Origin of the sequence: Streptomyces sp. NPDC051064 (assembly GCF_044455985.1) — a bacterium.
Taxonomy (GTDB): Bacteria; Actinomycetota; Actinomycetes; order Streptomycetales; family Streptomycetaceae; genus Streptomyces.
Genome location: NZ_JBITFK010000010.1, coordinates 189214 through 214157 on the forward strand (window position 1 = coordinate 189214; position 24944 = coordinate 214157).

The following is a 24944-nucleotide window of genomic DNA, read 5'->3' on the forward strand; positions in this document are numbered from 1 at the left end:
TCGTAGAGTCGAGGCATGAGCCGTACCGAAGCCCCGCCGCTCCCCGAACCCCTCAGGGTTCCGGTCGCCGATTCGCACACCCATCTCGACATGCAGGACGGAACCGTCGAGGAGGGGCTGGCCCGGGCCGCGGCGGTCAACGTGACCACCGTCGTCCAGGTCGGCTGCGACGTGAAGGGCTCCCACTGGGCCGCCGAGACCGCCGCCGCGCACCCGTCCGTGCACGCCTCCGTCGCCCTGCACCCCAACGAGGCGCCGCGCATCGTGCACGGGGACCCGGACAACTGGTCCCGTCAGGGTGCGCGCGGGCCGGGCGGGAAGGCCGCGCTCGACGAGGCGCTCGCGGAGATCGACGCCCTGGCCGCCCTCGGCCACGTACGCGCGGTCGGCGAGACCGGCCTCGACCACTTCCGTACGGGCCCCGAGGGCATGGCCGCCCAGGAGGAGTCCTTCCGCGCCCACATCGAGATCGCCAAGCGGCACGGCAAGGCCCTGGTCATCCACGACCGCGAGGCCCACGCGGACGTGCTGCGGATCCTCGCCGAGGTGGGGGCGCCGGAGCGGACCGTCTTCCACTGCTACTCCGGGGACGCCGACATGGCCCGGATCTGCGCGGCGGCCGGATACTTCATGTCCTTCGCGGGCAACGTCACCTTCAAGAACGCGCAGCCGCTGCGCGACGCGCTGGCCGTCGCCCCCGCCGAGCTCGTGCTCGTCGAGACGGACGCCCCCTTCCTCACCCCCGCCCCGTACCGCGGACGGCCCAACGCGCCCTACCTGATTCCGGTCACGCTCCGTGCTATGGCCGAGGTGAGGGGCACCGACGAGGACACCCTGGCCGCCGCCGTCTACGACAACACCGCACGGGCGTTCGACTTCTGAGGGGCGCCGGGGGCTCCGGCCGGCACATCGGGTAATCGTACGATTTTGTACGGTTATGAGGGGTCCGCTATCGTGCCCGCGCAACGGGGACGGCAGGGCGGAACGTCTGGAGCGTCGTGGGCCATCCACAGGGCAGTCACCGCGCGGCGCGCGGCAGTCGGCGTACGAGGCAGGCCCCGGCGCGGCCCCCCTCCCCGCCCCCGGCGCCGCCGCGCTCCCTCCACGAGGAGCGGACGATCGTCGCCGGGCTCCGGACCGGACCCCCGCCGGTCCACGACCCCACCGTGCTGGACACCCCGCTGGTGCCCCGGCAGCCGGCCCCGCGGAGGGAGACCGGCGGACACCGGGGGGCCCGGCGCCACCGGCGCGCGGTGGGTGCCGGTGCTCCGGAGAGCCTGCGGCGGATCGTCCCGCGCGCACTGGTCGTCGCCGTCCTGGCGGGCGGCACCGCCGGATTCCTCGCCCAGGACAAGGCCGTCCGCGTCGACGTCGACGGGACATCACGCACCCTGCACACCTTCGCGGACGACGTCGGGGAGCTCCTGGAGGCCGAGGGCGTCACGGTCGGCACCCGTGACACCGTCGCCCCCGCCCCCGCCACGGCCCTGGACGACGGCGACGAGGTCGTCGTCCTCCGGGAGGCACGCGGCTTCGGCCCGGTGCCGGGCGGCGCCTCCTGGCTGCCGCGGCGGCCGTAGGCTTAACGGGTGAGCACCACAGAGCCCGACGCCCTCCTGGGCCCCGCAGACATCCGCGAGCTGGCCGCAGCGCTGGGCGTACGCCCCACCAAGCAGCGCGGTCAGAACTTCGTCATCGACGCCAACACGGTCCGCAGGATCGTACGGACCGCCGAGGTGCGGCCCGACGACGTGGTGGTCGAGGTCGGGCCCGGCCTGGGCTCGCTGACGCTCGCCCTGCTGGAGGCGGCCGACCGGGTCGTCGCCGTGGAGATCGACGACGTGCTCGCGGGCGCCCTGCCGGCCACGGTCGCCGCACGGCTGCCGGAGCGCGCCGACCGCTTCGCCCTGGTCCACTCGGACGCGATGCTGGTCACGGAGCTGCCCGGCCCCGCACCGACCGCGCTCGTCGCCAACCTGCCGTACAACGTCGCCGTGCCGGTCCTGCTCACCATGCTGGAGCGCTTCCCCACCATCGAGCGGACGCTCGTGATGGTGCAGGCCGAGGTCGCCGACCGGCTGGCCGCCCGGCCCGGCAACAAGGTCTACGGCGTGCCGTCGGTCAAGGCCAACTGGTACGCCGACGTCAAGCGCGCCGGGTCGATCGGCCGCACGGTGTTCTGGCCCGCGCCCAACGTCGACTCGGGCCTGGTGTCCCTCGTCCGGCGCACGGAACCGATCCGTACCACCGCCAGCAGGACCGAGGTCTTCGCCGTCGTGGACGCCGCCTTCGCCCAGCGCCGCAAGACGCTGCGCGCGGCCCTGGCGGGCTGGGCGGGCTCCGCACCGGCCGCCGAGGCCGCCCTGACCGCCGCGGGGATCTCGCCGCAGGCGCGGGGCGAGGCCCTGACCGTCGAGGAGTTCGCCGCCATCGCCGAGAACAAGCCGGAGCCCTCCGCATGACCCGCAGCGTCACCGTCCGCGTACCCGCCAAGGTCAACGCGCAGCTCGCGGTGGGCGCCCCCCGCCCCGACGGCTTCCACGACCTGGCCAACGTCTTCCTCGCCGTCGGCCTCTACGACGAGGTCACCGTCACGCCCGCCGACGCCCTGCGCGTCACCTGCTCCGGGCCGGACGCCCATCAGGTCCCGCTGGACGCCACGAACCTCGCGGCCCGCGCCGCGATCGCGCTGGGCGCCCGGCACGGCATCGCCCCCGATGTGCACATCCACATCGCCAAGGACATCCCCGTCGCCGGAGGCATGGCGGGCGGCAGCGCCGACGGCGCCGCCGCCCTGCTGGCCTGCGACGCGCTCTGGGCCACCGGCGCCACCCAGGGGGAACTCCTGGAGCTCTGCGCCGAGCTGGGCAGCGACGTGCCGTTCAGCCTGATCGGCGGGGCGGCACTCGGTGTCGGACGCGGTGAGCAGCTGACGCCCGTCGAGGTCGGCGGAAGCTTCCACTGGGTCTTCGCCGTCGCCGACGGCGGACTCTCCACCCCCGCGGTCTACGGCGAGTTCGACCGGCTCACCGCCGGCACCGACGTACCGGAGCCGGCCGCCTCCCCCGCACTCCTGGCCGCCCTGCGCAAGGGGGACACCAACGCACTCGCGGGCGCCCTCGGCAACGACCTCCAGGCCGCCGCCCTCTCCCTGCGCCCCTCGCTGGCCGACACCCTCGCGGCGGGCACCGCCGCCGGCGCCCTGGCCGCACTGGTCTCGGGGTCCGGGCCGACCACCGCGTTCCTGACCGCCGACGAGGAGTCGGCGCGGAAGGTGGCCGACGCGCTGCTGGCGTCCGGCACCTGCCGCAACGCGCGGGTGGCGGTGTCCCCGGCGGCGGGCGCCACCGTCGTCTGACAGCCGGTACTCAGACGGGAATTGAGTACGGTCGCGCTGCCGCGGCCACGCCGCTCGACGCGACCGTACTCCCATGGGATCAAGTGTTCGTGAACTGGCCGGGGCGACGCCCGCCACCCGGGACCGCTACATCGACCTGCTGCGGGTCGCCTCGCTGGGAACGGTCGTCCTCGGCCACTGGCTGATGGCCGCCGTCACCACCGACGGGGTCGGCAACCTCCTCGCCGTCGTCCCCAGCCTGCAACCGCTGACCTGGGTGCTCCAGGTCATGCCGGTCTTCTTCTTCGTCGGCGGCTTCTCCCACGCCCTGTCCTACCGTTCGCTGCTCCGTGAGCGGCCCGAGGGCTCCACGGACTCCGTCTACGCGGCGTTCCTGCGGGCCCGGCTGCAGCGGCTGCTGCGTCCCACCATGGTCTTCGTCCTGGTGTGGGGAGCCGCCGCGCTGCTCGTCCAACTGCTGGGCGGGGGCGGCGGGCTGACCGGTGTCACGCTCCGCCTGGTGACCCAGCCGCTCTGGTTCATCGGGATCTACCTGGCGATGGTGGCCTTCACCCCGCCCCTGCTGAAGCTGCACGACCGCTACGGCTGGGGCGCGTTCGCCGCGCTCGCGGGGGGAGCCGCCGTGGTGGACGTGCTGAGGTTCGCCGCCGGGGCGCCGTACCTCGAATTCCTCAACTTCGCGTTCGTCTGGCTCGCCGTGCACCAGCTCGGCTTCCTGCGCGCCGACGGCCGGATCCGCCGCCCCGCGCTCCTCGCCGGCGGCGGACTGGCCGCCGCGGCCGCGCTGGTGGCCCTCGGCCCGTATCCGCTGTCCATGGTCGGCATGCCCGGCGAGAAGATCAGCAACATGGCGCCGCCCACCCTCGCACTGCTCTGCCACGGTCTCTGGCTCGTCGGCGCGGTGGAGCTGCTGCGCGCTCCGGGGGCCCGGCTGGTGGCCCGGCCCCGGGTCTGGCGCGCGGTCGTGGCCGCCAACGGCGTCGCCATGAGCGCGTTCCTCTGGCACCTCACCGCGATGCTCGGCGTGTACGGGGCGATGCTCGCCCTCGGCGTCCCGCTGCCCGAGCCGGCCACCGGCGCCTGGTGGGCGCAGGTGCCGCTGCGGATGGTGGTCGCCGCCGGGGTCACCGCGGCCCTGGTCGCGGCCTTCCGTACGTTCGAGCGGCCGGTCCGCGTCGTCCCCGGCCGTGCCGCGATCGGCGCGGGAGCCGTCTCGGCGATCGGTGTGACCCTCGCACTGCTCGGTGTGCTGGGTCTGTCCATGGTGGGCTACGCGGGACTGCTGGAAGGGCACACCGCCCTGCTGATCGCCGTCCACGTCAGCGCCCCCGCGGCCGTCGCGATGGCGCTCGGCGGCTGGCTCCTGGTCGAACGGGCGGGGCGGTGACCGGCCCGTTTCCATCAGACCGGCTTCAGAGTCTTCCTCGCGAGCTCGTACGCCGGGAGCATCTCCCGGTGCTCCTGGGAGTCCAGCCCGCCCAGGTGCACCACGACCGGGCCGTCGGGCGTCGTGACCGCGAAGGCGCGCTCGGCCTTGGGCTCGTCCAGCAGCTCGCCGTCCACGGTGTAGCCGACCTCGGTCCCGGCCAGGGAGCCCGCGCGGAAATCGGTGTACGTGGCCTTGCCCGCGTTCGGGTCGGCCGTCACGAAGGCCTCCAGCACCGCGCGGGGGGCGTCGTCGGACGGCTTGCCCTGCCACACCCGGAGGTAGCCGATGTTCCCCGCCGGCTTCGCGTCCACCTCGCAGACCATCGTGACCGGGCCCTGCTCGCCCAGCGCGGCCAGGTCGGAGCCGGGCTCGACCTCGACGGCCGCCGGCTTCCAGTCCGCCGCCAGATCGAAGGTCACCGGAAGCTCGCAGGCCGAACCCGCGCCCCCGAGCGTGACGCCCTTCTCCGCGGCGGCGCTCCCCGCGGCCTTCGAGGGGGCGGTGTCCCCGTTCTTTCCCGTATCCGCGCCCGTTCCGCCGCCGCCGGACGACGACGAACAGCCGGCCAGCGCCACCGTCGCCACGACCGCCGAAACCAGGGTCCGCCCCGCACCACGCATCATGAAGTCCCCACCCCAGAGATGTTCCGAACCGCTCCGACCTGGGGTTACTCCCCATGATCGATCGCCGCACGCTATCGCACCCCGCGTGGCGACTACTCTGGGACATCGAGCGGTCCCCGACGCAAGGACCCCCGAGGCAGGAGTGAAATGGCCGTCAATCTGGTCAATGTCGAGCAGGTCAGCAAGGTGTACGGCACCCGTGCCCTGCTCGACGGTGTATCCCTCGGGGTGTCCGAGGGCGACCGGATCGGCGTCGTCGGCCGCAACGGCGACGGCAAGACGACGCTCATCCGGATGCTCGCCAAGCTCGAGGAGGCGGACACCGGCCGGGTCACCCACAACGGCGGGCTGCGCCTCGGTGTCCTCACCCAGCACGACTCGCTGGACCCCGGGGCCACCATCCGGCACGAGGTGATCGGCGATCTCGAGGACCACGAGTGGGCCGGCAGCGCCAAGATCCGCGACGTGCTGACCGGGCTCTTCGGCGGCCTCGCCCTCCCCGGCTTCGAACACGGCCTGGACACCGTCATCGCCCCGCTCTCCGGCGGCGAGCGGCGCAGGATCGCGCTGGCGAAGCTGCTCATCGCCGAGCAGGACCTGGTCGTCCTTGACGAGCCCACCAACCACCTCGACGTCGAGGGCATCTCCTGGCTCGCCGGACACCTGCGGACCCGGCGCTCCGCGCTCGTCTGCGTCACCCACGACCGGTGGTTCCTGGACCAGGTCTGCACCCGCATGTGGGACGTCCAGCGGGGAGCCGTCCACGAGTACGAGGGCGGCTACAGCGACTACGTGTTCGCGCGGGCCGAGCGGGAGCGGATCGCCGCGACCGAGGAGTCCAAGCGGCAGAACCTGATGCGCAAGGAGCTGGCCTGGCTGCGACGGGGCGCCCCCGCCCGTACGTCCAAGCCGCGCTACCGCATCGAGGCCGCCAACGAGCTGATCGCCGATGTGCCGCCGCCGCGCGACACCAGCGAGCTGATGAAGTTCGCCAACGCCCGGCTCGGCAAGACCGTCTTCGACCTGGAGGACGTGACCGTCCAGGCCGGGCCCAAGACCCTGCTCACCCACCTCACCTGGCAGCTCGGCCCCGGTGACCGCATCGGCCTGGTCGGCGTGAACGGCGCGGGCAAGACCTCGCTGCTGCGGGCGCTCGCCGAGGCGGCCCGCAGCCAGGGCGACGTGCAGCCCGCGGACGGGAAGGTCGTCGTCGGCAAGACCGTGAAGCTCGCCTACCTCTCCCAGGAGGTCGCGGAGCTCAACCCGAACCTGCGCGTGCTCGAAGCCGTCCAGCAGGTGCGCGACCGGGTCGACCTCGGCAAGGGACGCGAGATGACGGCCGGCCAGCTCTGCGAGCAGTTCGGCTTCGCCAAGGAGAAGCAGTGGACACCCGTCGGCGACCTGTCCGGTGGTGAGCGGAGGCGGCTGCAGATCCTGCGGCTGCTGATGGACGAGCCCAACGTCCTCTTCCTCGACGAGCCCACCAACGACCTGGACATCGAGACGCTGACCCAGCTGGAGGACCTCCTCGACGGCTGGCCCGGGTCGATGATCGTGATCTCCCACGACCGGTTCTTCATCGAGCGGACCACGGACAAGGTGATGGCGCTCCTCGGCGACCGTGCGCTGCGGATGCTGCCGCGCGGCATCGACGAGTACATCGAGCGCAGGCAGCGCATGGAGGAGACGGCGACGCCGGCGTCCGCCGCCGGGTCCTCGGCGCCCAAGGCGGCGCCGGCCGAGGCCGTCTCGCCGCAGGCCGCGCGTGCCGCGAAGAAGGAGCTCCAGAAGGTCGAGCGGCAGCTCGACAAGATGTCGACCAGGGAGACGACGCTGCACGCGCAGATCGCCGACAACGCCACCGACTTCGAGAAGGTCGCCGCGCTCGACGCCGAGCTGCGTGAACTGGTCGCCGAGCGGGACGTGCTGGAGATGCGCTGGCTCGAACTGGCCGAGGACGCCTGACGGATGGTCCCGGTACGGCCCGGAGGCCGCGCCCGGGCGGGTGGTAGAAAGTAGGCCCGCCCGGGTTGGCGTGACCCCTGCGGAACCATGACCGTACGAGGGGGACTCCGCCGATGACTCAGCCTGCCGGCCGGCAACGCAGGAAGGCTTCAGCGCACCGTACGATCCGCCGCCGGGCGCCCCTGGATACGGCTACCCGCCGACCCCGTACGCCCCGCATCCCGGGCCGTACGGGCCGTCGTTGCAGGGGAGTTACGGCCATCCGCCGCAGCCGCCCGGCGTCACGGGACCGGCCGGGCCCGGCGGCGGTGGCCGCTTCAAGGGCAGGACCGGCGCGTTCGTCGGCGCCGTGCTCGCCCTGGTCCTGGTCGCCGGGGGCGGCGTCTGGTTCGCCCTGAGCGGTGACGACGACGGCAAGAAGCCGGCCGCCGGACCCGCGCCCACGGCCGGCCAGGGCGACGGGAAGAGCGACGGCAAGGGCGAGAGCGACGCGGAACTGGCGAAGCGGCTCGACGGCCTCCGCGAGCCGGGCGAGGCGAAGGTCCGCTGGGTCCAGAGCCTGGGCGTCGACCTCCCGGCCCGGGCCATGGGCGTGTACGGGCCGTGGAGGGCCGGCGACATCGTCGCCAGGGCCTTCTACCGCACCGTGTCGGGCTACTCGATGTCCGACGGAGCGGTGCGGTGGAGTCTGCGACTGCCTGAGGACATCTGCGGAGCGCCGACGCTGCCCACCACGGACGGCAAGATCGTCGTCGTGACCGAGGGGGAGAAGACCGACACCGGCGCGGACTGCTCGGTCATGCAGATGATCGACCTGCGGACAGGGAAGACGGGCTGGACGAAGTCCATGCCGGACAACCCTGATACCCAGAGGCGGCCCGCCGTGGCGGCGAACGGCGCCACGGTGACGTTCGCGCGTCCCGGACAGGTCCACACCTACCGGGCGGAGGACGGGCAGGAGCTGTTCGCCGCACAGCCACGCGGCTGCCAGTCCTACTCCTTCGTGAGCGGGCCCCGGATGGTGGCCCTCGCGAACTGCGCGGAGGGCCACGAGGTCCAGGAGTTCGACCCGGCGTCCGGGAAGCTGAAGTGGCGGTACGCCGTCGAGAAGGGCTGGTCCGTCGAACAGGTCTACTCGGTCAGCCCCTTGGTGGTGGCGATGGGGAAGGACGACGCATGGCGGCTCGTCGCCCTGCGGGACGACGGCACCTACCGTTCGGGGATCGATCTGGGTACCCGGGACGTCGACCTCGGTTTCGCCGGCTACGAGGTGAGGTGCGGCGGTTACCTGGTCGTCTCCCGGAACAGGGACGACTGCGAGGGCGTCGCCGCGGACGACGACACCTTCTACATCTCCACCAAGCGGAAGCACGTCGAGTTCGACATCGACAACCGGATCGTCGCGTTCGACCTCGATACCGGCCGGCAGAAGTGGGCGGCCGACGCCCCGCTCGGGCGGAGGATGGAACCGATGCGTGTGGACGGCGGGACACTGCTCGTCCACGTGGCCGCCACCAGGACACGGGGCGGCGAGATCGCCACGCTCGCACCCACCGGTGGTGAGCCGCGGACGCTGCTCACCCATCCGGCGTCGACGGCGGCCATCGAGGCGGGCATGACCGCCGCCGAGGTCGACTACGAGGACGGCCGTTCCCTCCTCACCCTGCCGCTGGTCGGCACCGCCGAGGACGACGAGGCCGAGATGAGCATGCAGACGATGCTTGCCTTCGGCGAGTGAGCGGGCAGCCCGCCCGTCGCGCGGCGGACGACGCAGAGAACTCCGCCCGGCCGTGTGAACGAGCCGGGCACCGGGCCGCACGAAGGGGGACGTGCTGATGACCCAGCCGCGGCCCGCAACCGCCGGAGGGAATCTTCGGGGCCACGTACGACCCTCCGCCGGGGGCTCATCAGCCGGCGGAGGCCGACAAGGTCGTCCCCTTCGACCTGGCCACCGGCAGGACCGTATGGATTCGCCGCCGCACCCGGCCTCCGGCTGGTATGGCCGCTGCGCATGGAGGGCACGGACGTGCTCGTCCACGTGGAGGCGTCCTACCGCAAGGCCGGTTCGATCCCCACGCTCGCGCCGACCGGTGGGGAGCTCCGGACACTGCTGAAGCATCCGGCGTCGGCGGCCGGGACCGAGAGCTCCCTCCTCGAGCCGGAAGTCGCCTGCGCGGGAGGCCGTTCCGTACTGCTGGCGACCCGCATCAGCGTGGACGACGAGGAGGAGACGACGACGACCGCGCTGCTGGTCTTCGGTGAAGAGGGCGTATCCGAGGGCGCACCTGCGCGGATCCTGTGAAAGCCACACCTGCCGGACGCAGTTGACGGAGCGTCGGGGGCAAGGGCCCCCGGGCGGCCGCCGCAGGCGCGTAACGGCGGCATCACGACCCGGTTCTCCCTTGGGAACAGGGGATGGACCGATCCGGTGCCCGGTGTGGTGCGGTGGTACAAAGAAGCCCCGCTCGACTGTCGTAACGCCGCGGAAGCCATGCCCGATTCGCTCCTTTCCGGGGGGAATTCAGAGATTTCTTGCACCTGATCCTCTGAGCCCAGCGGAATCGCGGGGGAGACCGGACCGGGCACCGGACCGCACGAAGGGGGACGTGCTGATGACCCAGCCGCCCAGCCAGCAACCGCCGCAGGGGGGCTTCGGGGCTCCGCAGGATCCGCAGGGCACTCCTCAGCCGACGCCACCCGCCACTCCGCCGCAGATGCCGCCCGCACCGCCGCAGACTCCGCCGCCGGGGGCACCGCAGACGTCTCCGCCCGCGCAGCCGGGCTACGGCTACCCGCAGGCCCCCGGGGCGCAGCCCGGCTACGGCTACCCCCAGGCACCCGGGCAGGCCCCCGGCCAGGCGGCTCCCGGCCCGTACGCCCAGCAGCCCGGCCCCTACGGCGCCCCGTCCGGCCCGTACGCCCAGCAGCCCGGCCCCTACGCCCAACAGCCCGGCCCCTACGGTCAGCAGCCCGGTTACGGCTACCCGCAGCAGCAGTACCCCGGCGCTCCCGCGCCCACGCCCGGCTCCGGCGGCAGTCCCTTCAAGGGCAAGCCCGCCGTCATCATCGGTGCGGCGCTCGCCGTGCTCCTCGTCGTCGGCGGCGGCATCTTCTTCGCCACGAGCGGTGGCGACGACGACCCGAAGAAGCCCGTCGCCAAGTCCAGCAGCGGCGCCCCGGACCCGAGCGGCTCGCCCAGCGTCGACCAGGGCGACGGCAAGGGGGACGGGCGTGAGGCGAACGACGACCTGAACGCCGGACGCAAGGACGGCGAGGCGAAGGTCCTCTGGACCACGGCGAACGACATCGACCTCCCGCGCAACGGCGCGGACGTGTACGGCCCGTGGATCGTCGGGGACACGCTCGTCAAGGGCATGTACCGCTCGGTCGTCGGCATTTCGGTGGGCGACGGCAAGCAGAAGTGGAGCCTCCCGCTGCCCGCGGACATCTGCTCGGCACCCGCGACGGCCACGGCCGACGGCAAGATCGTCGTCGGCGTGATGAGCGGCACCACCGACAAGGCGAACTGCTCGGTGCTCCAGATGATCGACCTCAACACCGGCAAGGCCGGGTGGAAGAAGACGGTCACCAAGAACGGCACCTGGGACCTGCTGACCAACATCGGTCTGGCGATCAGCGGCGACACCGTGACCGTCGGCCGTACGAGCAACTCCAGCGCCTATCGGGTCAGCGACGGCAAGGAACTGTTCGGCAACCCGGACGGCAACTGCAAGCCGTACGCGTTCGCCGGCGGCCCCAAGCTGATCGCCGCGGTCAACTGCAGCACCGGCGACGTGGAGAACCCGCAGCAGCAGGTCCAGGAGCTCGACCCGACCACCGGGAAGGCCAAGTGGACGTACCAGGTCAAGCGCGGCTGGGAGGTCGACAAGGTCTACTCGGTCAGCCCCCTCGTCGTCTCGCTGACCCAGTACGAGGAGAAGAAGTGGGCCATCGTCGCGATCGAGGAGAACGGGACGCTCCGCTCACAGCTGGCCGGTGACGACGAGGACAAGGTCACCGTCGAGTGCGGTGGCGGCATCGTCGACTTCGCCGACACGCTCGAAGGCTGCGGCGGCCTGGCCGCCGACGCGAACACCTTCTACATGATGACCAAGGACGACACCAGCGGTACCAGCCGTACCAACAAGGTCGTCGCGTTCGACCTGAACACCGGCAAGGTCAAGTGGAAGGCCCCCGCCCCCGCCGAGCGCACCATGAAGCCGCTCCGCATGGAGGGCGGCAACGTCCTCGTCTACATGGAGCCCTCGTACGAGGAGGGCGGGGCGATCGCGACGATCGCACCCACAGGAGGCGCGCCGAAGGTGCTGCTCCAGCACCTGGACTCGACCGCGCAGATCGAGAACTTCTACTCCTCCAAGACCGTCTACGCGGGCGGCCGTTCCTTCGTCGTCAGCGACCGTGTCAGCGGTAACGACGACTCGGAGGGCGAGACGACCATCATGGCCTTCGGCAAGTGACGGCCGACGACGGCATCCCCAGCCCTTCCTTCTCAGACTCCGCAGAGGTACGTACGCCATGACCCAGCCGCCCCAGCCGCCCAACGAACCGCCCCAGGGCGGGTTCGGCGCCCCGCAGGACCCGCCGCCCGGCGGATTCGGCGCGCCCACCCCGCCGCCGGCCGACCCGTTCGGCAAGCAGCCCCCGCCCGCGCCGCCCACCCCGCCCGCGGGCGGCTACGGCAGCCCGCCCCCGCCCGGGCAGCAGCCGCCCCAGAATCCCGCGTACGGCTACCCGCAGGCGCCGCCCCCCGGCCAGCCGCCGGCCCAGCCCGGCTACGGCTTCCCGCAGGGGCCCCCGCCCGGACAGCCCGGAATGCCTCCGCAGCAGGGGTACGGCTATCCGACCGCCCCGATGCAGCCGCAGTACGTCGCACCTCAGCCGGGCGGCGGCAAGAAGTTCAACACCCAGATGCAGATCATCGTCGCCGCGGTCGTGGCCGTGGTGCTCATCGTCGGCGGCGGGATCTTCTACGCCTCCAGCGGCAGTGACGACGGCAAGCAGGACGAGGCGTCCTCGGCCGGAACCGAGGGCAAGGGCGGCGAGGGCAAGGGCGGCGAAGGCGGCGGCCTGGCCGGCGGCACCGAGAAGGCCCCGGCCGACACCAAGTCCAAGGTCGGCTTCCAGCTTCCCCACCCGAAGGTCACCGACACCACGGTCGTCGCCGGCTCCTGGGTGACGGACAAGGTGTACGTGAAGACCGGCGTGTACGAGATCGTCGGTTACGACCTCGCCAAGGGCACCAAGCTCTGGACGATCCCGCTGACCGGCCAGGTCTGCGCCGCTTCCCGGCACATGAGCAAGGACTACAAGACGGCCATCGCCTTCGAGGAGGGCAAGCCGAGCGCCGAGGACAAGTACCCCTCCTGCACCCAGATCGGCGCGCTCGACCTGGCCACCGGCAAGCTGATGTGGAGCAAGTCCGTCACCTCCGCGTCCAGCGGTGACGAGGCCGTCAGGTTCAACGAGGTCACGCTCAGCGGAGCCACGGTCGCCGCGGGCGGCACCAGCGGCGGCGCCGCCTTCAACCTCGCGAACGGCGCCGAGCTCTGGAAGCCGAAGGCCGACACCAACAACTGCTACGACATGGGCTACGGCGGCGGCGAGGCCCTCGCCGTGGTCCGCAAGTGCGGCAGTTACGACGAACCGCAGCTGACCATCCAGGCGCTGAACCCGACCACCGGGGCACCGCTCTCCTCGTACAACATGCCGGCCGGCGTCGAGTACGCGAGCATCGTCTCCACCAAGCCGCTCGTCGTCGCGGCCGACGTCGGGGAAACCGCCGGCGACGGCAGCAGCATCTCGGACTTCTTCTCCATCGACGCGGCCACCGGCAAGCTCATCGTCCGGATCTCGGCCGACGCGGACAAGTACGCCGCGGACTGCGGTTCCACCGAGGTCGAGGAGTGCACCGCCCTGGCCGTCGGCAACAACAAGCTCTACGTGCCGACCGAGAGTCACGAGGGCGGTGGCGAGTACGGCGAAACCAACGAGATCGTCGCCTTCGATCTCACCACCGGCAAGCTCGTCGGCGGCAGGGCGGACGCGGGTGACCGCTACGCGCTGACCCCGCTGCGCATGGACGGCTCCAACGTCATCGCGTACAAGGCGCCCCCCTACGACAAGGGCGGCCAGATCGTCTCCATCAACGGCTCGACCTTCGAGCAGACCGTGCTGATGGTCAACCCGGACGAGGAGTCGGTCCGCGACGCGGAGACGAGCTTCTCCGTCGACTACGCCGAGTTCATCTACGAGAAGGGCCGGCTGTTCATCTCCGAGCAGATGGTCAGTGAGCCCAGCAAGTCCAGCTCGGTGGACGACAAGCAGTACCTCGTCGTCTCCTTCAGCACCAACTGACCCACCCGCCCGGCCCGTTCGCGGGGATGCGGCGACGGCCCTGCCGGTTGATCATCCGACCGGCAGGGCCGATCGTTTTCCACGGGCAAGCGGCCCCCGATGACACAGAATTCGGCATTCTGGGGGGCTTCTGCCCGGTAGGGGGCGCGCGGCGTCGAACAAGCGTGTAACTTGCCGGGTCAGAGGGGCCGGGGGGCCTGTTCAGGGTTACGCAGCGCCGGTGCGCTGCACACATGGGGGCTATCTCGATGGGCGTGCGGCTCATGGTGGTCGATGACCACCGACTGCTCGCCGAGGCACTGGCCTCGGCACTGAAACTGCGTGGGCACCGCGTGCTCGCGGCAGCCGCGCCGACGTCCGGGGCCGCGGAACTGGTCGTCAGCAGGGCGCCGGAGGTCTGCCTGTTCGGCACGGCGGCGCCCGCCGAACCCGGGGCCTTCGACCCGATCGTGCGGATCGGACGGGAGCGCCCGCAGGTGGCCGTGGTGGTGCTGGGCCCGGTGCCGAGCCCGCGGGGGATCGCTGCGGCCTTCGCGGCGGGAGCGGCCGGTTACGTCCGGCACGACGAGCGCATAGAGGGCGTCGAGCGCGCCATGATCAAGGCCCGGGCGGGAGAGGTCGCGGTCGCACCCCAGCTGCTGCGGGGCGCCTTCGCCGAGCTGCTGCATCCGGCGGCCCAGCCGGACGACGAGGGGCAGCGGCTGCTGCGGATGCTGACCCCGCGCGAGGTCGAGGTGCTGGTGCGGGTCGCCGAGGGCGAGGACACCCGGCTGATCGCGGCCGGGATGGGGATCGCGCCGAGCACCGCGCGGACCCATGTGCAGCGGGTGCTGATGAAGCTCGGCGTCGGGTCCCGGCTGGAGGCCGCCGCGCTCGCGGCCCGCACGGGGCTGCTCGAGCGGGCAGCGGCGGGAACGCCGCAGGGGCCGGACGGTCTCGCGTGAACGCGTGATCGTCCGGCCCCCGCGGGGTGCCGGGGTCAGCTCTCCGGCGTGCCGGGGGCCTCGTCGGGCACCTGGGTCGGGCGCAGCTTCATCCAGATCAGGAAGAACAGCCCGAGCGCCAGCATGGCGAGGCCGGTCCAGAGGTTGATGTGGACGCCCTCGGCCTTCTTCAGGTCGGCGTCGGAGGGGTTGATCCCGGCGATGGTGACGATCACTCCGTAGACCACGAAGAGACCGCCGATGATCCGCCGGATGTCGAACAGCCGGGCCGCGGTCGCGGACTTGCGCTCCAGCTCGGAGACTTCCTTGTGCAGGTCGGACATGGTGAGTGCCTCCGATCAGAGCGAGTAGGGCAGGTAGCAGAGGGCGGCGAGAACCATGGCGCCCCAGCCGAGCAGTGCGGGCTTGCGGTACCAGGCGCTGTCGCCCTCGTCCGGGACCTCGTCGGCGTCGGGGGACTCCGTCCCGTAGACCAGGCCGGCCAGTTCGGCCTCCGGCTTGGGGGCGGTGAAGAGGGTGACGGCGACCATGACGACCGCGCCGGCGACGAATCCGACGATGGCGGAGACGAAGTTGGCGCCCTGGTCGGACGGGATGTCGATGATGCCCTGCTTGTAGATGACGAAGTAGTTGACCATCGCGGCCGTGGTGCCCGCGACGAGGCCCCAGACACCCGACTTCATCGACGCACGCTTCCAGAACATGCCGATGATGAAGACGACGAACATCGGGACGTTGAAGAACGAGAACAGGGTCTGCAGGTACGTCATGATGTTGGAGAAGCTGGCGGCGATGAACGCCGTGCCGATCGAGGCGAGCACACCCACGGCGGTGATCAGCCGGCCGAATCGCAGGTAGTACGCGTCCGACTGGTCCTTCTTCACGTACCGCTGCCAGATGTCCGTGGTGAACACCGTGTTGAACGACGAGACGTTGGCGGCCATACCGGCCATGAAAGCGGCCAGCAGACCGGTCACCGCGATGCCGAGCACACCGTTGGGAAGCAGTTCCCGCATCAGCAGCGGGATGGCGTCGTTGTACGTGAGGCCCGAGGACTTCGACCCGATGTTCGGGACGACGACGGCGGCGACCAGGCCCGGGATCATCACCACGAAGACGATGAAGATCTTCGGGAAGGCGGCGATCAGCGGGGTGCGCTGGGCGGCCGAGAGGTTCTTCGCGGACAGGGCGCGCTGCACCTCGGCGAAGTTGGTGGTCCAGTAGCCGAAGGAGAGCACGAAGCCGAGGCCGAGGATGATCGTCAGCCAGTTGGCGCCGAGCGGGTTGGCGTCACCGATGCCGGTGCCGCCCCAGGCGGACAGGAAGTCCGCACCGTGTTGCTTCTCCAGCGAGCCGCTGAGGCCGTCCCAGCCGCCGACGCGCTTGAGGCCCAGCAGGGTGAGGGGTATCAGCGCGGCGAGGATGACGAAGAACTGCAGCACCTCGTTGTAGATCGCCGAGGAGAGGCCGCCGATGGTGATGTAGAGCAGGACGAACACGCCGGCGACGACGATCGCGACCCAGCGGTCCCAGCCCAGCAGGGCCTCCACGACGATCGAGAGGGCGTAGAGGTTCACGCCCGCGATCAGGATCGCCGCGAAGGCGAAGAGTATGGAGCTCAGCAGGTGCGCCGACTTGTCGAAGCGCTGGAGCAGGAACTCCGGTACGGAGCGGACCTTCGACCGGTAGTAGAAGGGCATCATCACCAGGCCGAGGAAGACCATGGCGGGGATGGCGCCGATCCAGTACCAGTGGACGACCGCGACGCCGTACTGCGCGCCGGTCGCCGCCATTCCCAGGATCTCGGTCGCCCCGAGATTCGCCGCGACGAAGGCCAGACCGGTCACCCAGGCAGGCAGGGACCGTCCGGACAGGAAGAAGTCGAGACTCGTCTTCACACTGGCCCGGGCGGCGAAGCCGATGCCGAGCACCACGACGAAGTAGATCGCCAGGATTGTGTAATCGAGCCCGTTCGTAGGGAGCCGGAGCCCTTCGGCCAGGTATTGCATGGGGGGTACTCGCTTCGTTGCGCGAACTGAACCCGTCGGAACCTACGCCTATGTGTTCAGAAAATGAACAGGTCACGTGACGTTCTTTGTTCGATCGTGATCGCACGGGATGAAATGTCCCGGTTTCGCCCGTCCCAACGCACACGCAGTCCACAGATCTCATCAGCATTGACTGTCGTGTTGAGTTGTGATTTGTTATGTGCGGTTATGTTTGGAGGGCGTTATATGGAGGAGCCTGGTGAAGAAGACGGTTACGACCCTCGCCGACGGCCGTGAGCTGATCTATTACGACTCCGCTGACGACACCGTCCGCGACGCCGCCGACCTGCGGCCGCTGGATGCCGTCTCGACGTCCTCGGAGGTCCGCCGCGACCCGCTGCTCGGTGACTCGGTCGCCATCGCCTCGCACCGGCAGGGGCGCACCTACCACCCGCCGGCCGACGAGTGCCCGCTCTGCCCCTCACGGGAGGGCAGGCTCAGCGAGATCCCCGACACCGACTACGACGTCGCCGTCTTCGAGAACCGCTTCCCCTCCCTCGCCGGCGACTCCGGCCGGTGCGAGGTCGTCTGCTTCACCTCCGACCACGACGTCTCCTTCGCCGGCCTCACCGAGGACCAGGCGGCCCTGGTCCTGGAGGCCTGGACCGACCGCACCGCCGACCTCGCCGAGCTCCCGCAGGTCACCCAGGTGTTCTGCTTCGAGAACCGGGGCGCCGAGATCGGCGTCACCCTCGGCCACCCGCACGGGCAGATCTACGGCTACCCCTTCGTCACCCCGCGCACCGAGCAGATGCTCCGCTCGATGGAGGCCCACCGCGCCGAAACCGGCCGCAACCTCTTCGACGACGTCGTCGCCCGCGAACTGGCCGACGGCGACCGGATCGTCCTGGAGGGCGAGCACTGGGTCGCCTTCGTGCCGTACGCCGCGCACTGGCCGTACGAGGTCCACCTCCACCCGCGCCGCCGCGTCCCCGACCTGCGGGAACTCGACGAGGCCGCACGCACGGAATTCCCACAGCTCTATCTGGAACTCTTGAGGCGATTCGACCGGATCTTCGGCCCCGGCGAGCCGCCGACCCCGTACATCTCGGCCTGGCACCAGGCACCCTTCAGGGTCCCCGGGCGTGAGGAGTTCGGGCTGCACCTCGAGCTTTTCACCATCAGGCGGACCACCGGCAAGCTGAAGTTCCTCGCGGGCTCCGAGTCCGGCATGGGCGTCTTCATCAACGACGTGCCGCCGGAGGCCGCGGCCCAGCGACTGCGAGAGGTAGCGAGCGAGTGAGCAACACCGGCAAGAAGTACCTGGTGACGGGGGGCGCGGGATACGTCGGCGGTGTCGTCGCCGCACACCTGCTGGAGGCCGGTCACACCGTGACCGTCCTCGACGACCTGTCGACCGGCTTCCGCGAGGGCGTCCCGCAGGGCGCCGAGTTCATCGAGGGCCGCATCCAGGACGCCGCGAAGTGGCTGGACGCCAGCTACGACGGAGTGCTGCACTTCGCGGCCTTCTCGCAGGTCGGCGAGTCCGTCGTCGACCCCGAGAAGTACTGGGTCAACAACGTCGGCGGCACCACCGCCCTCCTCGCCGCCATGCGCGACGCCGGGGTGCGCACGCTCGTCTTCTCCTCCACCGCGGCGACGTACGGGGAACCCGTCTCCAGCCCCATCACCGAGTCGGACCCCACCGCGCCCACCAACCCGTACGGCGCCTCCAAGCTCGCCGTCGACCACATGATCACCGGCGAGGCCGCCGCACACGGCCTGGCAGCGGTCTCCCTGCGCTACTTCAACGTCGCCGGGGCCTACGGCAGCCACGGCGAACGCCACGACCCCGAGTCGCACCTCATCCCGCTGGTCCTCCAGGTCGCCCTCGGGCGGCGCGAGTCGATCTCCGTCTACGGCGACGACTACCCGACCCCCGACGGCACCTGCGTACGCGACTACATCCACGTCGCCGACCTCGCCGAGGCCCACCTGCTGGCCCTCGAAGCGGCCACCGCGGGCGAACACCTCATCTGCAACCTCGGCAACGGCAACGGCTTCTCCGTACGCGAGGTGATCGAGACCGTCCGCCAGGTCACCGGCCACCCCGTCCCGGAGACCGCCGCACCCCGGCGCGGAGGCGACCCGGCCGTCCTCGTCGCCTCCGCCGCCACCGCCAGGGAGCGGCTCGGCTGGCAGCCGTCGCGCGCCGACCTGGCCGCCATCGTCGCCGACGCGTGGACGTTCGCCCGCCGAGAGGAGCCCACCGCACCATGACCGACAACGCCGAGCTCACCGCCTCCTTCACCGAGCTCTACGGGACCGCCCCCGAAGGGATCTGGGCAGCACCCGGACGGGTGAACCTGATCGGTGAGTACACCGACTTCAACGACGGTTTCGTCATGCCGCTCGCCCTCCCGCACACGGCACGCGCGGCCGTCGCCCGCCGCACCGACGGGCAGCTGCGCCTGCACTCCACCGACGTACCGGGCGGAGTCGTCTCCCTGCGCGTCGACGAACTGGCTCCGCACTCGGGCCACGGCTGGGCCGCCTACCCCGCCGGCGTCGTCTGGGCGCTCCGCGAGGCCGGCCACGACGTCACCGGCGCGGACATCCAGCTCACCTCCACCGTCCCGGTCGGCGCAGGCCTCTCCTCCTCGGCCGCCCTGGAGGTCGTCACCGCGCTCGCCCTGAACGACCTCTTCCAGCTGGGCCTGAGCGCCCCCGAGATCGCCGTGCTCGGCCAGCGGGCCGAGAACGCGTTCGTCGGTGTGCCCTGCGGCGTCATGGACCAGATGGCCTCCGCGTGCTGCACCGAGGGCCACGCGCTGCACCTCGACACCCGCGACCTCACCCTGCGCCAGGTCCCCTTCGACCTGGCCGCACACGGGCTGAAGCTGCTGGTCGTCGACACCCGCGTCAAGCACGCCCTGGGCGACGGCGCGTACGCGGAACGCCGGGCCGGCTGCGAGGCGGGAGCCCGCGCGCTCGGCATCGGCACCCTCCGTGACCTTCCGTACGAGGATCTGGACGCCGCGCTGGAGACCCTCGCGGCGGCCGGCGAGGACGAGTCGGTCGTGCGCTACGTCCGCCATGTGGTGAGCGACAACCACCGGGTGGAGCAGGTCATCGCGCTGCTCGACGCGGGTGAGGTGCGCGCGGCGGGCCCGGTCCTCAACGAGGGCCATGTCTCGCTCCGCGACGACCTGCGGGTCTCCTGCCCGGAGCTGGACCTCGTGGTCTCCGCGGCCAACGACGCCGGGGCGCTCGGAGCCAGGATGACCGGGGGCGGCTTCGGCGGCTCGGCGATCGTGCTGGTGGAGGAGGCGATGGAGGACACCGTCGCCAAGGCCGTCTCCGAGGCCTTCACCTCGGCCGGTCACGCCGCCCCGGGAATCTTCCCCGCGGTTCCCTCGGCGGGGGGCCGGCGGATCGCTCCGGCTGCTTGAGCAGGATGAAATCCGCGACACCCGCCGAGGCGCTCCGCCTCGGCGGGCAGCCGCGAGTCGAGGCCGAACCCAGCGGAATGCGACGTTCTCTGTCTACTTCGGTCTCAAGACGGAACATGAACAACACCCTGAACACCTAGGGCGGTCAGTTCTGCCAATCGCCTTCCGCCGCCCACCGCCCGCCGTAGGCTGATGCGCAGCACCGGTGGGGGCCGGTGCCGTTTCAGGGGACGAGACAGTCGGATACGGCGCCCGGAGCGGGTGGCCGGCCGGCACACGGCGGCGGCCGTGCGCCGACGGGTCCACCCGAGTGCTCCGGGCGCCGTATCCGCCGTGGTCCGTCCCCGTCGGGGTCGGCCATGAACGGGACGCCCCAGGAGCTCACACAGCATGGGGGTGTCTGTGGCTCGTATCCGGGTTCTGGTGGTCGACGACCACCGCATCTTTGCCGAGTCCCTCGCGGCGGCCCTCGCGGCCGAACCGGACGTCGACGTGTCCGCGGCGGGCAGTGGCCCCGCCGCGCTGCGGTGTCTGGAGCGTGCGTCCGCCGAGGGCCGCCGCTACGACGTGATGCTGGTCGACGCCGAACTGGGCGTCCTCGCCACAGGCGGCACCCGCACCGTCCCCGCGCCGCGCGGAGCGCCGGACGGCGCGCCCGCCGGTACGCCCGCCGCCGGTCCGGTGGACGGCATATCGCTGGTGGCGGGGGTGCGTTCGGGCCAGCCCCAGATCCGTACGGTGGTGCTCGCCGAGAGGGACGACCCGCGCCGGGCCGCGATGGCGCTGCAGGCCGGCGCCTCGGGCTGGGTCGCCAAGGACTGCTCGCTGCAGCGGCTGCTGACGGTCATACGGGGTGTGCTGCGCGACGAGACGCATCTGCCGGCCGCGCTGCTGACCGGTGTCCTGCGGGAGCTGACCGCCGCCCGTAAGCACCGCACCGAGAGCGAGCAGCTCGTCGAGTCGCTGACGCCGCGCGAGCGCGAGGTGCTGCGCTGCATGGTGGCGGGCCTGGGCCGCAAGGCGGTCGCGGAGCGGCTCTTCCTCTCCCCGCACACGGTGCGTACGCATATGCAGAACGTGCTGGGGAAGCTGGGCGTGCACTCGACGCTGGCGGCCGTGGCGCTGGCCCGGCGGGCCGGGGTGGGCCCCGCCGCGCTAACCGGGGATGTTGTCGAACGGGGCGGTCAACTGGCGTAGCAGTCCGGCCAGTTCGGACCGCTGCTGGCGGGAGAGCTCGCCCAGGATGGCCCGCTCCTGGTCCAGCAGCCCGGCCAGCGACTGGTCGGCCTTGTCGCGGCCGAGCTCCGTCAGCCGGACGAGGACACCACGGCGGTCGCTCGGGTCGGGCAGCCGCTCCACCAGATTCTTCTTGGTCAGCCGGTCGATGCGGTTCGTCATCGTGCCCGAGGTGACCAGGGTCTGGGTCAGGAGCTGGCCGGGGGAGAGCTGGTACGGGGCGCCGGCGCGGCGCAGGGACGTCAGTACGTCGAATTCCCAGGGCTCCAGCTGGTGCTCCGCGAAGGCGATCCTGCGGGCCCGGTCCAGATGCCTGGCCAGGCGGGAGACGCGGCTCAGAACCTCGAGTGGTTCCACGTCGAGGTCGGGGCGCTCGCGGCGCCATGCAGCGACCAGTCGGTCGACCTCGTCCTCCATGTCGATCAGTGTAGAGGGTCCCTCGACATGAAGTCTCTTGAATTCAAGTGTCTTGACATCAAGAGATTCTCCTGGTGATCCTGACCTCATGACAGCACCCACCTGGGACCCCCGGCAGTACCTCCGCCACGCGGACCACCGCACCCGCCCCTTCCACGACCTCCTGGCCCGGACCGGACCCCTCCCGCACGAACCCGCACCCCGGATCGCCGACCTCGGCTGCGGCGCCGGCAACGTCACGGCCCTCCTCGGCGACCGCTGGCCGGGCGCCCGCATCACCGGCTACGACAGCTCACCCCAGATGCTCGAACGCGCCCACACCCACGCCGGGCCCCACCTCGACTTCGCCCAAGCCGACGCCGCGACCTGGGAGCCCACCGAGACGTACGACCTCATCGTCTCCAACGCCCTGCTCCAGTGGGTCCCCGGCCATACCGCCCGCTTCCCTCACTGGCTGGACGCCCTCGCCCCCGGCGGCACCCTCGCCTTCCAGGTCCCCGGCAACTTCGACGCCCCCAGCCACACCCTCATGCGTGAACTCGCCGACTCACCCCGCTGGCACGACCGCCTCGGCGGCCTCCTGCGCCACTCGGACGCCGTGCACACCCCCGCCGACTACCTGGAGCACCTCACCGCACCCGGCCGGGCCGTCGACGTCTGGGAGACCACCTACCTGCATCTCCTCCAGGGCGAGGACCCCGTCCTCGACTGGGTCAAGGGCACCGGCCTGCGCCCCGTCCTCGACGCCCTCGCCGACGACCCCGAGGCCCACGACGCGTTCCTCACCGAATACCGCGACCTGCTGCGCACCGCCTACCCGGCCGGCCCGCACGGCACGGTCTTCCCGTTCCGCCGGATCTTCGCGGTGGCCAGGACCGCCGGATGACCGCTCAGAGCCGATCGAGAGCTTCCGGCGAGATGCCGAGGTCGACGGGGAACGGAACGCCGGTCTTGAGCCGGTCGTGGTGGATACCCGTCAGGGCGTACGTCTTGTTCACCGGGTCCAGCTCGTAGACCCGCACCACCGGGTGCCGGTCGCTGCCTGCCATCTCGACCAGCCAGAAGTTCGGGATGCCCGCCGAGGCGTACTTCTGCGGCTTGGTGTCGCGGTCGCGCGCCTCGGAGTCCGGGGAGACCACCTCGACGGCGAGGAGGACGTCCGCCGCCTCGAAACGGGTCAGTCGTTGCGGGCTCGCAAGGGCCAGGTCTCCGTCGAGCAACTCCGTGTGCGGCGGGAGATCGGGCAGCGTGAACAGGTCGTCCACGGCGTATCCGTCCTGGGGCGGCACCGGCCGGCGGCTGCTGCGCCCGGTGATCGGCTCGGCGGTCATGGTTCCTCCCACGGACGGGATTCTGGTCCTGCACCACCACAGTAAAGGCCGGTTCGCGACTCCGTCATCACAACGAGTGATCACGCGCTGACCGGTGCGATCAGCTCTTCCGGTGGCCTATCAACCGCGGCTTCGACTCCAGGTTCTCCAGCCCGTGCCACGCCAGATTCACCAGGTGGGCGGCGACCTCGGCCTTCTTCGGCTTCCGTACGTCCAGCCACCACTGGCCCGTCAGCGCCACCATCCCCACCAAGGCCTGCGCGTACAGCGGCGCCAGCTTCGGGTCGAAGCCCCGGGCCTTGAACTCCAGGCCGAGGATGTCCTCGACCTGCGTCGCGATGTCACTGATCAGCGACGCGAAGGTGCCCGTGGACTGCGCGACCGGCGAGTCACGGACCAGGATCCGGAAACCGTCCGTGTACGTCTCGATGTAGTCGAGCAGCGCGAACGCCGCCTGCTCCAGCAGCTCACGCGGATGACCCGCGGTGAGCGCCCCCGTCACCAGATCCAGCAACTGGCGCATCTCACGGTCGACCACGACGGCGTACAGGCCCTCCTTGCCGCCGAAGTGCTCGTACACCACCGGCTTGGAGACCCCGGCACGCGCCGCGATCTCCTCCACCGACGTGCCCTCGAAGCCCTTGTCGGCGAACAGGGTGCGGCCGATGTCCAGGAGCTGCTCGCGGCGCTCCTTGCCCGTCATCCGGACCCGCCGGGCTCTTCTCGTCGGGGCAGTCCTGCTCTTCTCGCCGCTGGTACTTCCGTCGGTCGCCACGTCGTCAATCATGCCGGGTCGGCGGCCGCGGCCTTGCGCCGGGAGGCGATACGCGAAGCATCCGGCCACCGGACGTCGTGCGCCCAGCCCAGCTTCTCGAACCAGCGGATCAGACGCGCACTCGAGTCGATCTGGCCCCGCATCACCCCGTGCCGCGCGCTCGTCGGGTCCGCGTGGTGCAGGTTGTGCCACGACTCACCGCACGAGAGCACCGCCAGCCACCACACGTTCCCCGACCTGTCGCGGGACTTGAAGGGCCGCTTCCCGACCGCGTGACAGATCGAGTTGATCGACCACGTCACGTGGTGCAGCAGCGCGACCCGGACCAGCGAGCCCCAGAAGAACGCGGTGAACGCACCCCACCACGACATCGTGACCAGACCGCCGACCAGCGGCGGAATCGCCAGCGAGAGAATGGTGAAGCTGAGGAAGTGACGCGAGATCGCACGGATCGCCGGGTCCCTGACCAGGTCCGGGGCGTACTTCTGCTGCGGCGTCTGCTCCTCGTTGAACATCCAGCCGATATGGGCCCACCACAGCCCCTTCAGCAGCGCCGGGAAGTTCTCACCGAACCGCCACGGCGAATGCGGGTCGCCCTCCGCGTCGGAGAACCGGTGGTGCTTGCGGTGGTCGGCCACCCAGCGCACCAGCGGACCCTCCACCGCCATCGAACCCGCGACGGCCAGGACGATACGGAGCGGACGCTTCGCCTTGAACGAACCGTGCGTGAAGTAACGGTGGAAACCGATCGTCACGCCGTGGCAGCCCCAGTAGTACATGACGACCAGCAGACCCAGATCGAGCCAGCTGACACCGCGGCCCCAGGCCAGCGGCACCGCCGCGACCAGGGCCGCGAACGGCACCACGATGAACAGCAGCAGCGCGATCTGCTCGACCGAACGCTTCTTGTCGCCGCCGAGCGTGGCGGAGGAGAGTGCGGAGTCGCCTGCCGCGGTCGGCAGGCCGTCGTCGATCACATCGGGGCTGGTGGGCATTGGGGAGTCCCCCGTGAGGTGAGGAAATATGACGGTATGAGCGGGCTACGCTTCCG

The 24944-nt window shown here is 71.1% G+C and carries 23 protein-coding genes; 16 read left to right on the forward strand and 7 right to left on the reverse strand.

The window, feature by feature from the left end; genetic code table 11:
* Window positions 1-15 precede the first annotated feature (15 nt).
* From ACIBCU_RS31645 to ACIBCU_RS31665, 5 genes are all read left to right on the forward strand, one after another.
* The gene (locus ACIBCU_RS31645; protein ID WP_362927852.1) at window positions 16-882 is read left to right on the forward strand and encodes a TatD family hydrolase; all 867 of its coding nucleotides are present in this window, start codon (window positions 16-18) and stop codon (window positions 880-882) included.
* Window positions 883-998: 116 nt separating this feature from the next.
* On the forward strand, window positions 999-1580 hold the full coding sequence (locus tag ACIBCU_RS31650) for a ubiquitin-like domain-containing protein (RefSeq protein ID WP_399235625.1): 582 nt from the start codon (window positions 999-1001) through the stop codon (window positions 1578-1580).
* Window positions 1581-1589: 9 nt separating this feature from the next.
* Window positions 1590-2462 carry a 16S rRNA (adenine(1518)-N(6)/adenine(1519)-N(6))-dimethyltransferase RsmA gene (rsmA, locus tag ACIBCU_RS31655; RefSeq protein WP_104786588.1) on the forward strand — a complete coding sequence of 291 codons (873 nt, stop codon included), beginning with the start codon at window positions 1590-1592 and terminating at the stop codon, window positions 2460-2462.
* Entirely contained in the window at window positions 2459-3358 is a 900-nt protein-coding gene (locus ACIBCU_RS31660) for a 4-(cytidine 5'-diphospho)-2-C-methyl-D-erythritol kinase (protein ID WP_362927850.1), read from the forward strand. The genes rsmA and ACIBCU_RS31660 overlap by 4 nt, the downstream gene beginning before the upstream one ends.
* A gap of 73 nt (window positions 3359-3431) precedes the next feature.
* Window positions 3432-4745: an acyltransferase gene (locus tag ACIBCU_RS31665; RefSeq protein ID WP_362927849.1), complete on the forward strand. Its 1314-nt coding sequence runs from the start codon at window positions 3432-3434 to the stop codon at window positions 4743-4745.
* Window positions 4746-4759: 14 nt separating this feature from the next.
* Here the strand turns inward: ACIBCU_RS31665 and ACIBCU_RS31670 are convergent, their stop codons facing one another.
* Window positions 4760-5410: a lipoprotein gene (locus ACIBCU_RS31670; RefSeq protein WP_399235628.1), complete on the reverse strand. Its 651-nt coding sequence runs from the start codon at window positions 5408-5410 to the stop codon at window positions 4760-4762.
* A 147-nt stretch (window positions 5411-5557) separates the two neighbouring features.
* Between ACIBCU_RS31670 and ACIBCU_RS31675 the strand changes: the two genes are divergently transcribed.
* From ACIBCU_RS31675 to ACIBCU_RS31700, 6 genes are all read left to right on the forward strand, one after another.
* The gene (locus ACIBCU_RS31675; protein ID WP_362927847.1) at window positions 5558-7375 is read left to right on the forward strand and encodes an ABC-F family ATP-binding cassette domain-containing protein; all 1818 of its coding nucleotides are present in this window, start codon (window positions 5558-5560) and stop codon (window positions 7373-7375) included.
* Window positions 7376-7616: 241 nt separating this feature from the next.
* Window positions 7617-9113 carry a PQQ-binding-like beta-propeller repeat protein gene (locus tag ACIBCU_RS31680; RefSeq protein ID WP_399235630.1) on the forward strand — a complete coding sequence of 499 codons (1497 nt, stop codon included), beginning with the start codon at window positions 7617-7619 and terminating at the stop codon, window positions 9111-9113.
* A gap of 273 nt (window positions 9114-9386) precedes the next feature.
* Window positions 9387-9677 carry a hypothetical protein gene (locus ACIBCU_RS31685; RefSeq protein ID WP_399235632.1) on the forward strand — a complete coding sequence of 97 codons (291 nt, stop codon included), beginning with the start codon at window positions 9387-9389 and terminating at the stop codon, window positions 9675-9677.
* Between the two features lie 310 nt (window positions 9678-9987).
* On the forward strand, window positions 9988-11853 hold the full coding sequence (locus ACIBCU_RS31690) for a PQQ-binding-like beta-propeller repeat protein (RefSeq protein ID WP_399235634.1): 1866 nt from the start codon (window positions 9988-9990) through the stop codon (window positions 11851-11853).
* 58 nt (window positions 11854-11911) lie between these two features.
* Window positions 11912-13750, forward strand: coding sequence for a PQQ-binding-like beta-propeller repeat protein (locus ACIBCU_RS31695; protein ID WP_399235636.1), 1839 nt, complete (start codon window positions 11912-11914; stop codon window positions 13748-13750).
* Window positions 13751-13998: 248 nt separating this feature from the next.
* Window positions 13999-14694 carry a LuxR C-terminal-related transcriptional regulator gene (locus tag ACIBCU_RS31700; RefSeq protein ID WP_362928011.1) on the forward strand — a complete coding sequence of 232 codons (696 nt, stop codon included), beginning with the start codon at window positions 13999-14001 and terminating at the stop codon, window positions 14692-14694.
* 35 nt (window positions 14695-14729) lie between these two features.
* Here the strand turns inward: ACIBCU_RS31700 and ACIBCU_RS31705 are convergent, their stop codons facing one another.
* Both ACIBCU_RS31705 and ACIBCU_RS31710 read right to left on the reverse strand, forming a co-directional pair.
* Complete coding sequence (locus tag ACIBCU_RS31705; RefSeq protein ID WP_362927842.1) at window positions 14730-15017, reverse strand: hypothetical protein; 288 nt, start codon at window positions 15015-15017, stop codon at window positions 14730-14732.
* Between the two features lie 15 nt (window positions 15018-15032).
* Window positions 15033-16703: a sodium:solute symporter family protein gene (locus tag ACIBCU_RS31710; protein ID WP_362927841.1), complete on the reverse strand. Its 1671-nt coding sequence runs from the start codon at window positions 16701-16703 to the stop codon at window positions 15033-15035.
* Window positions 16704-16941: 238 nt separating this feature from the next.
* Here ACIBCU_RS31710 and galT point away from each other — a divergent pair, with 238 nt between their 5' ends.
* From galT to ACIBCU_RS31730, 4 genes are all read left to right on the forward strand, one after another.
* Window positions 16942-17985 carry a galactose-1-phosphate uridylyltransferase gene (gene galT, locus ACIBCU_RS31715; RefSeq protein WP_399235639.1) on the forward strand — a complete coding sequence of 348 codons (1044 nt, stop codon included), beginning with the start codon at window positions 16942-16944 and terminating at the stop codon, window positions 17983-17985.
* Window positions 17982-18962 carry a UDP-glucose 4-epimerase GalE gene (galE, locus tag ACIBCU_RS31720; protein WP_399235641.1) on the forward strand — a complete coding sequence of 327 codons (981 nt, stop codon included), beginning with the start codon at window positions 17982-17984 and terminating at the stop codon, window positions 18960-18962. The genes galT and galE overlap by 4 nt, the downstream gene beginning before the upstream one ends.
* The gene (gene galK, locus ACIBCU_RS31725) at window positions 18959-20134 is read left to right on the forward strand and encodes a galactokinase (RefSeq protein WP_399235643.1); all 1176 of its coding nucleotides are present in this window, start codon (window positions 18959-18961) and stop codon (window positions 20132-20134) included. The genes galE and galK overlap by 4 nt, the downstream gene beginning before the upstream one ends.
* 390 nt (window positions 20135-20524) lie before the next feature.
* Window positions 20525-21331: a response regulator transcription factor gene (locus ACIBCU_RS31730; RefSeq protein ID WP_362927837.1), complete on the forward strand. Its 807-nt coding sequence runs from the start codon at window positions 20525-20527 to the stop codon at window positions 21329-21331.
* Here ACIBCU_RS31730 and ACIBCU_RS31735 read toward each other — a convergent pair.
* Window positions 21290-21787 carry a MarR family transcriptional regulator gene (locus tag ACIBCU_RS31735; protein ID WP_362927836.1) on the reverse strand — a complete coding sequence of 166 codons (498 nt, stop codon included), beginning with the start codon at window positions 21785-21787 and terminating at the stop codon, window positions 21290-21292. The genes ACIBCU_RS31730 and ACIBCU_RS31735 overlap by 42 nt on opposite strands.
* 88 nt (window positions 21788-21875) lie before the next feature.
* Here ACIBCU_RS31735 and ACIBCU_RS31740 point away from each other — a divergent pair, with 88 nt between their 5' ends.
* On the forward strand, window positions 21876-22673 hold the full coding sequence (locus tag ACIBCU_RS31740; protein WP_399235646.1) for a trans-aconitate 2-methyltransferase: 798 nt from the start codon (window positions 21876-21878) through the stop codon (window positions 22671-22673).
* A 4-nt stretch (window positions 22674-22677) separates the two neighbouring features.
* Here ACIBCU_RS31740 and ACIBCU_RS31745 read toward each other — a convergent pair whose 3' ends face one another.
* From ACIBCU_RS31745 to ACIBCU_RS31755, 3 genes are all read right to left on the reverse strand, one after another.
* Window positions 22678-23118 (reverse strand): Uma2 family endonuclease, encoded by a 441-nt coding sequence (locus ACIBCU_RS31745; RefSeq protein WP_399235648.1) that lies wholly within the window; start codon window positions 23116-23118, stop codon window positions 22678-22680.
* 100 nt (window positions 23119-23218) lie between these two features.
* Window positions 23219-23905, reverse strand: a complete 687-nt coding sequence (locus tag ACIBCU_RS31750; RefSeq protein WP_362927834.1) for a TetR/AcrR family transcriptional regulator — start codon at window positions 23903-23905, stop codon at window positions 23219-23221.
* Window positions 23902-24888 carry a fatty acid desaturase gene (locus ACIBCU_RS31755; protein WP_362927833.1) on the reverse strand — a complete coding sequence of 329 codons (987 nt, stop codon included), beginning with the start codon at window positions 24886-24888 and terminating at the stop codon, window positions 23902-23904. Before ACIBCU_RS31755 ends, ACIBCU_RS31750 begins: the two co-directional genes overlap by 4 nt.
* Window positions 24889-24944 lie beyond the last annotated feature (56 nt).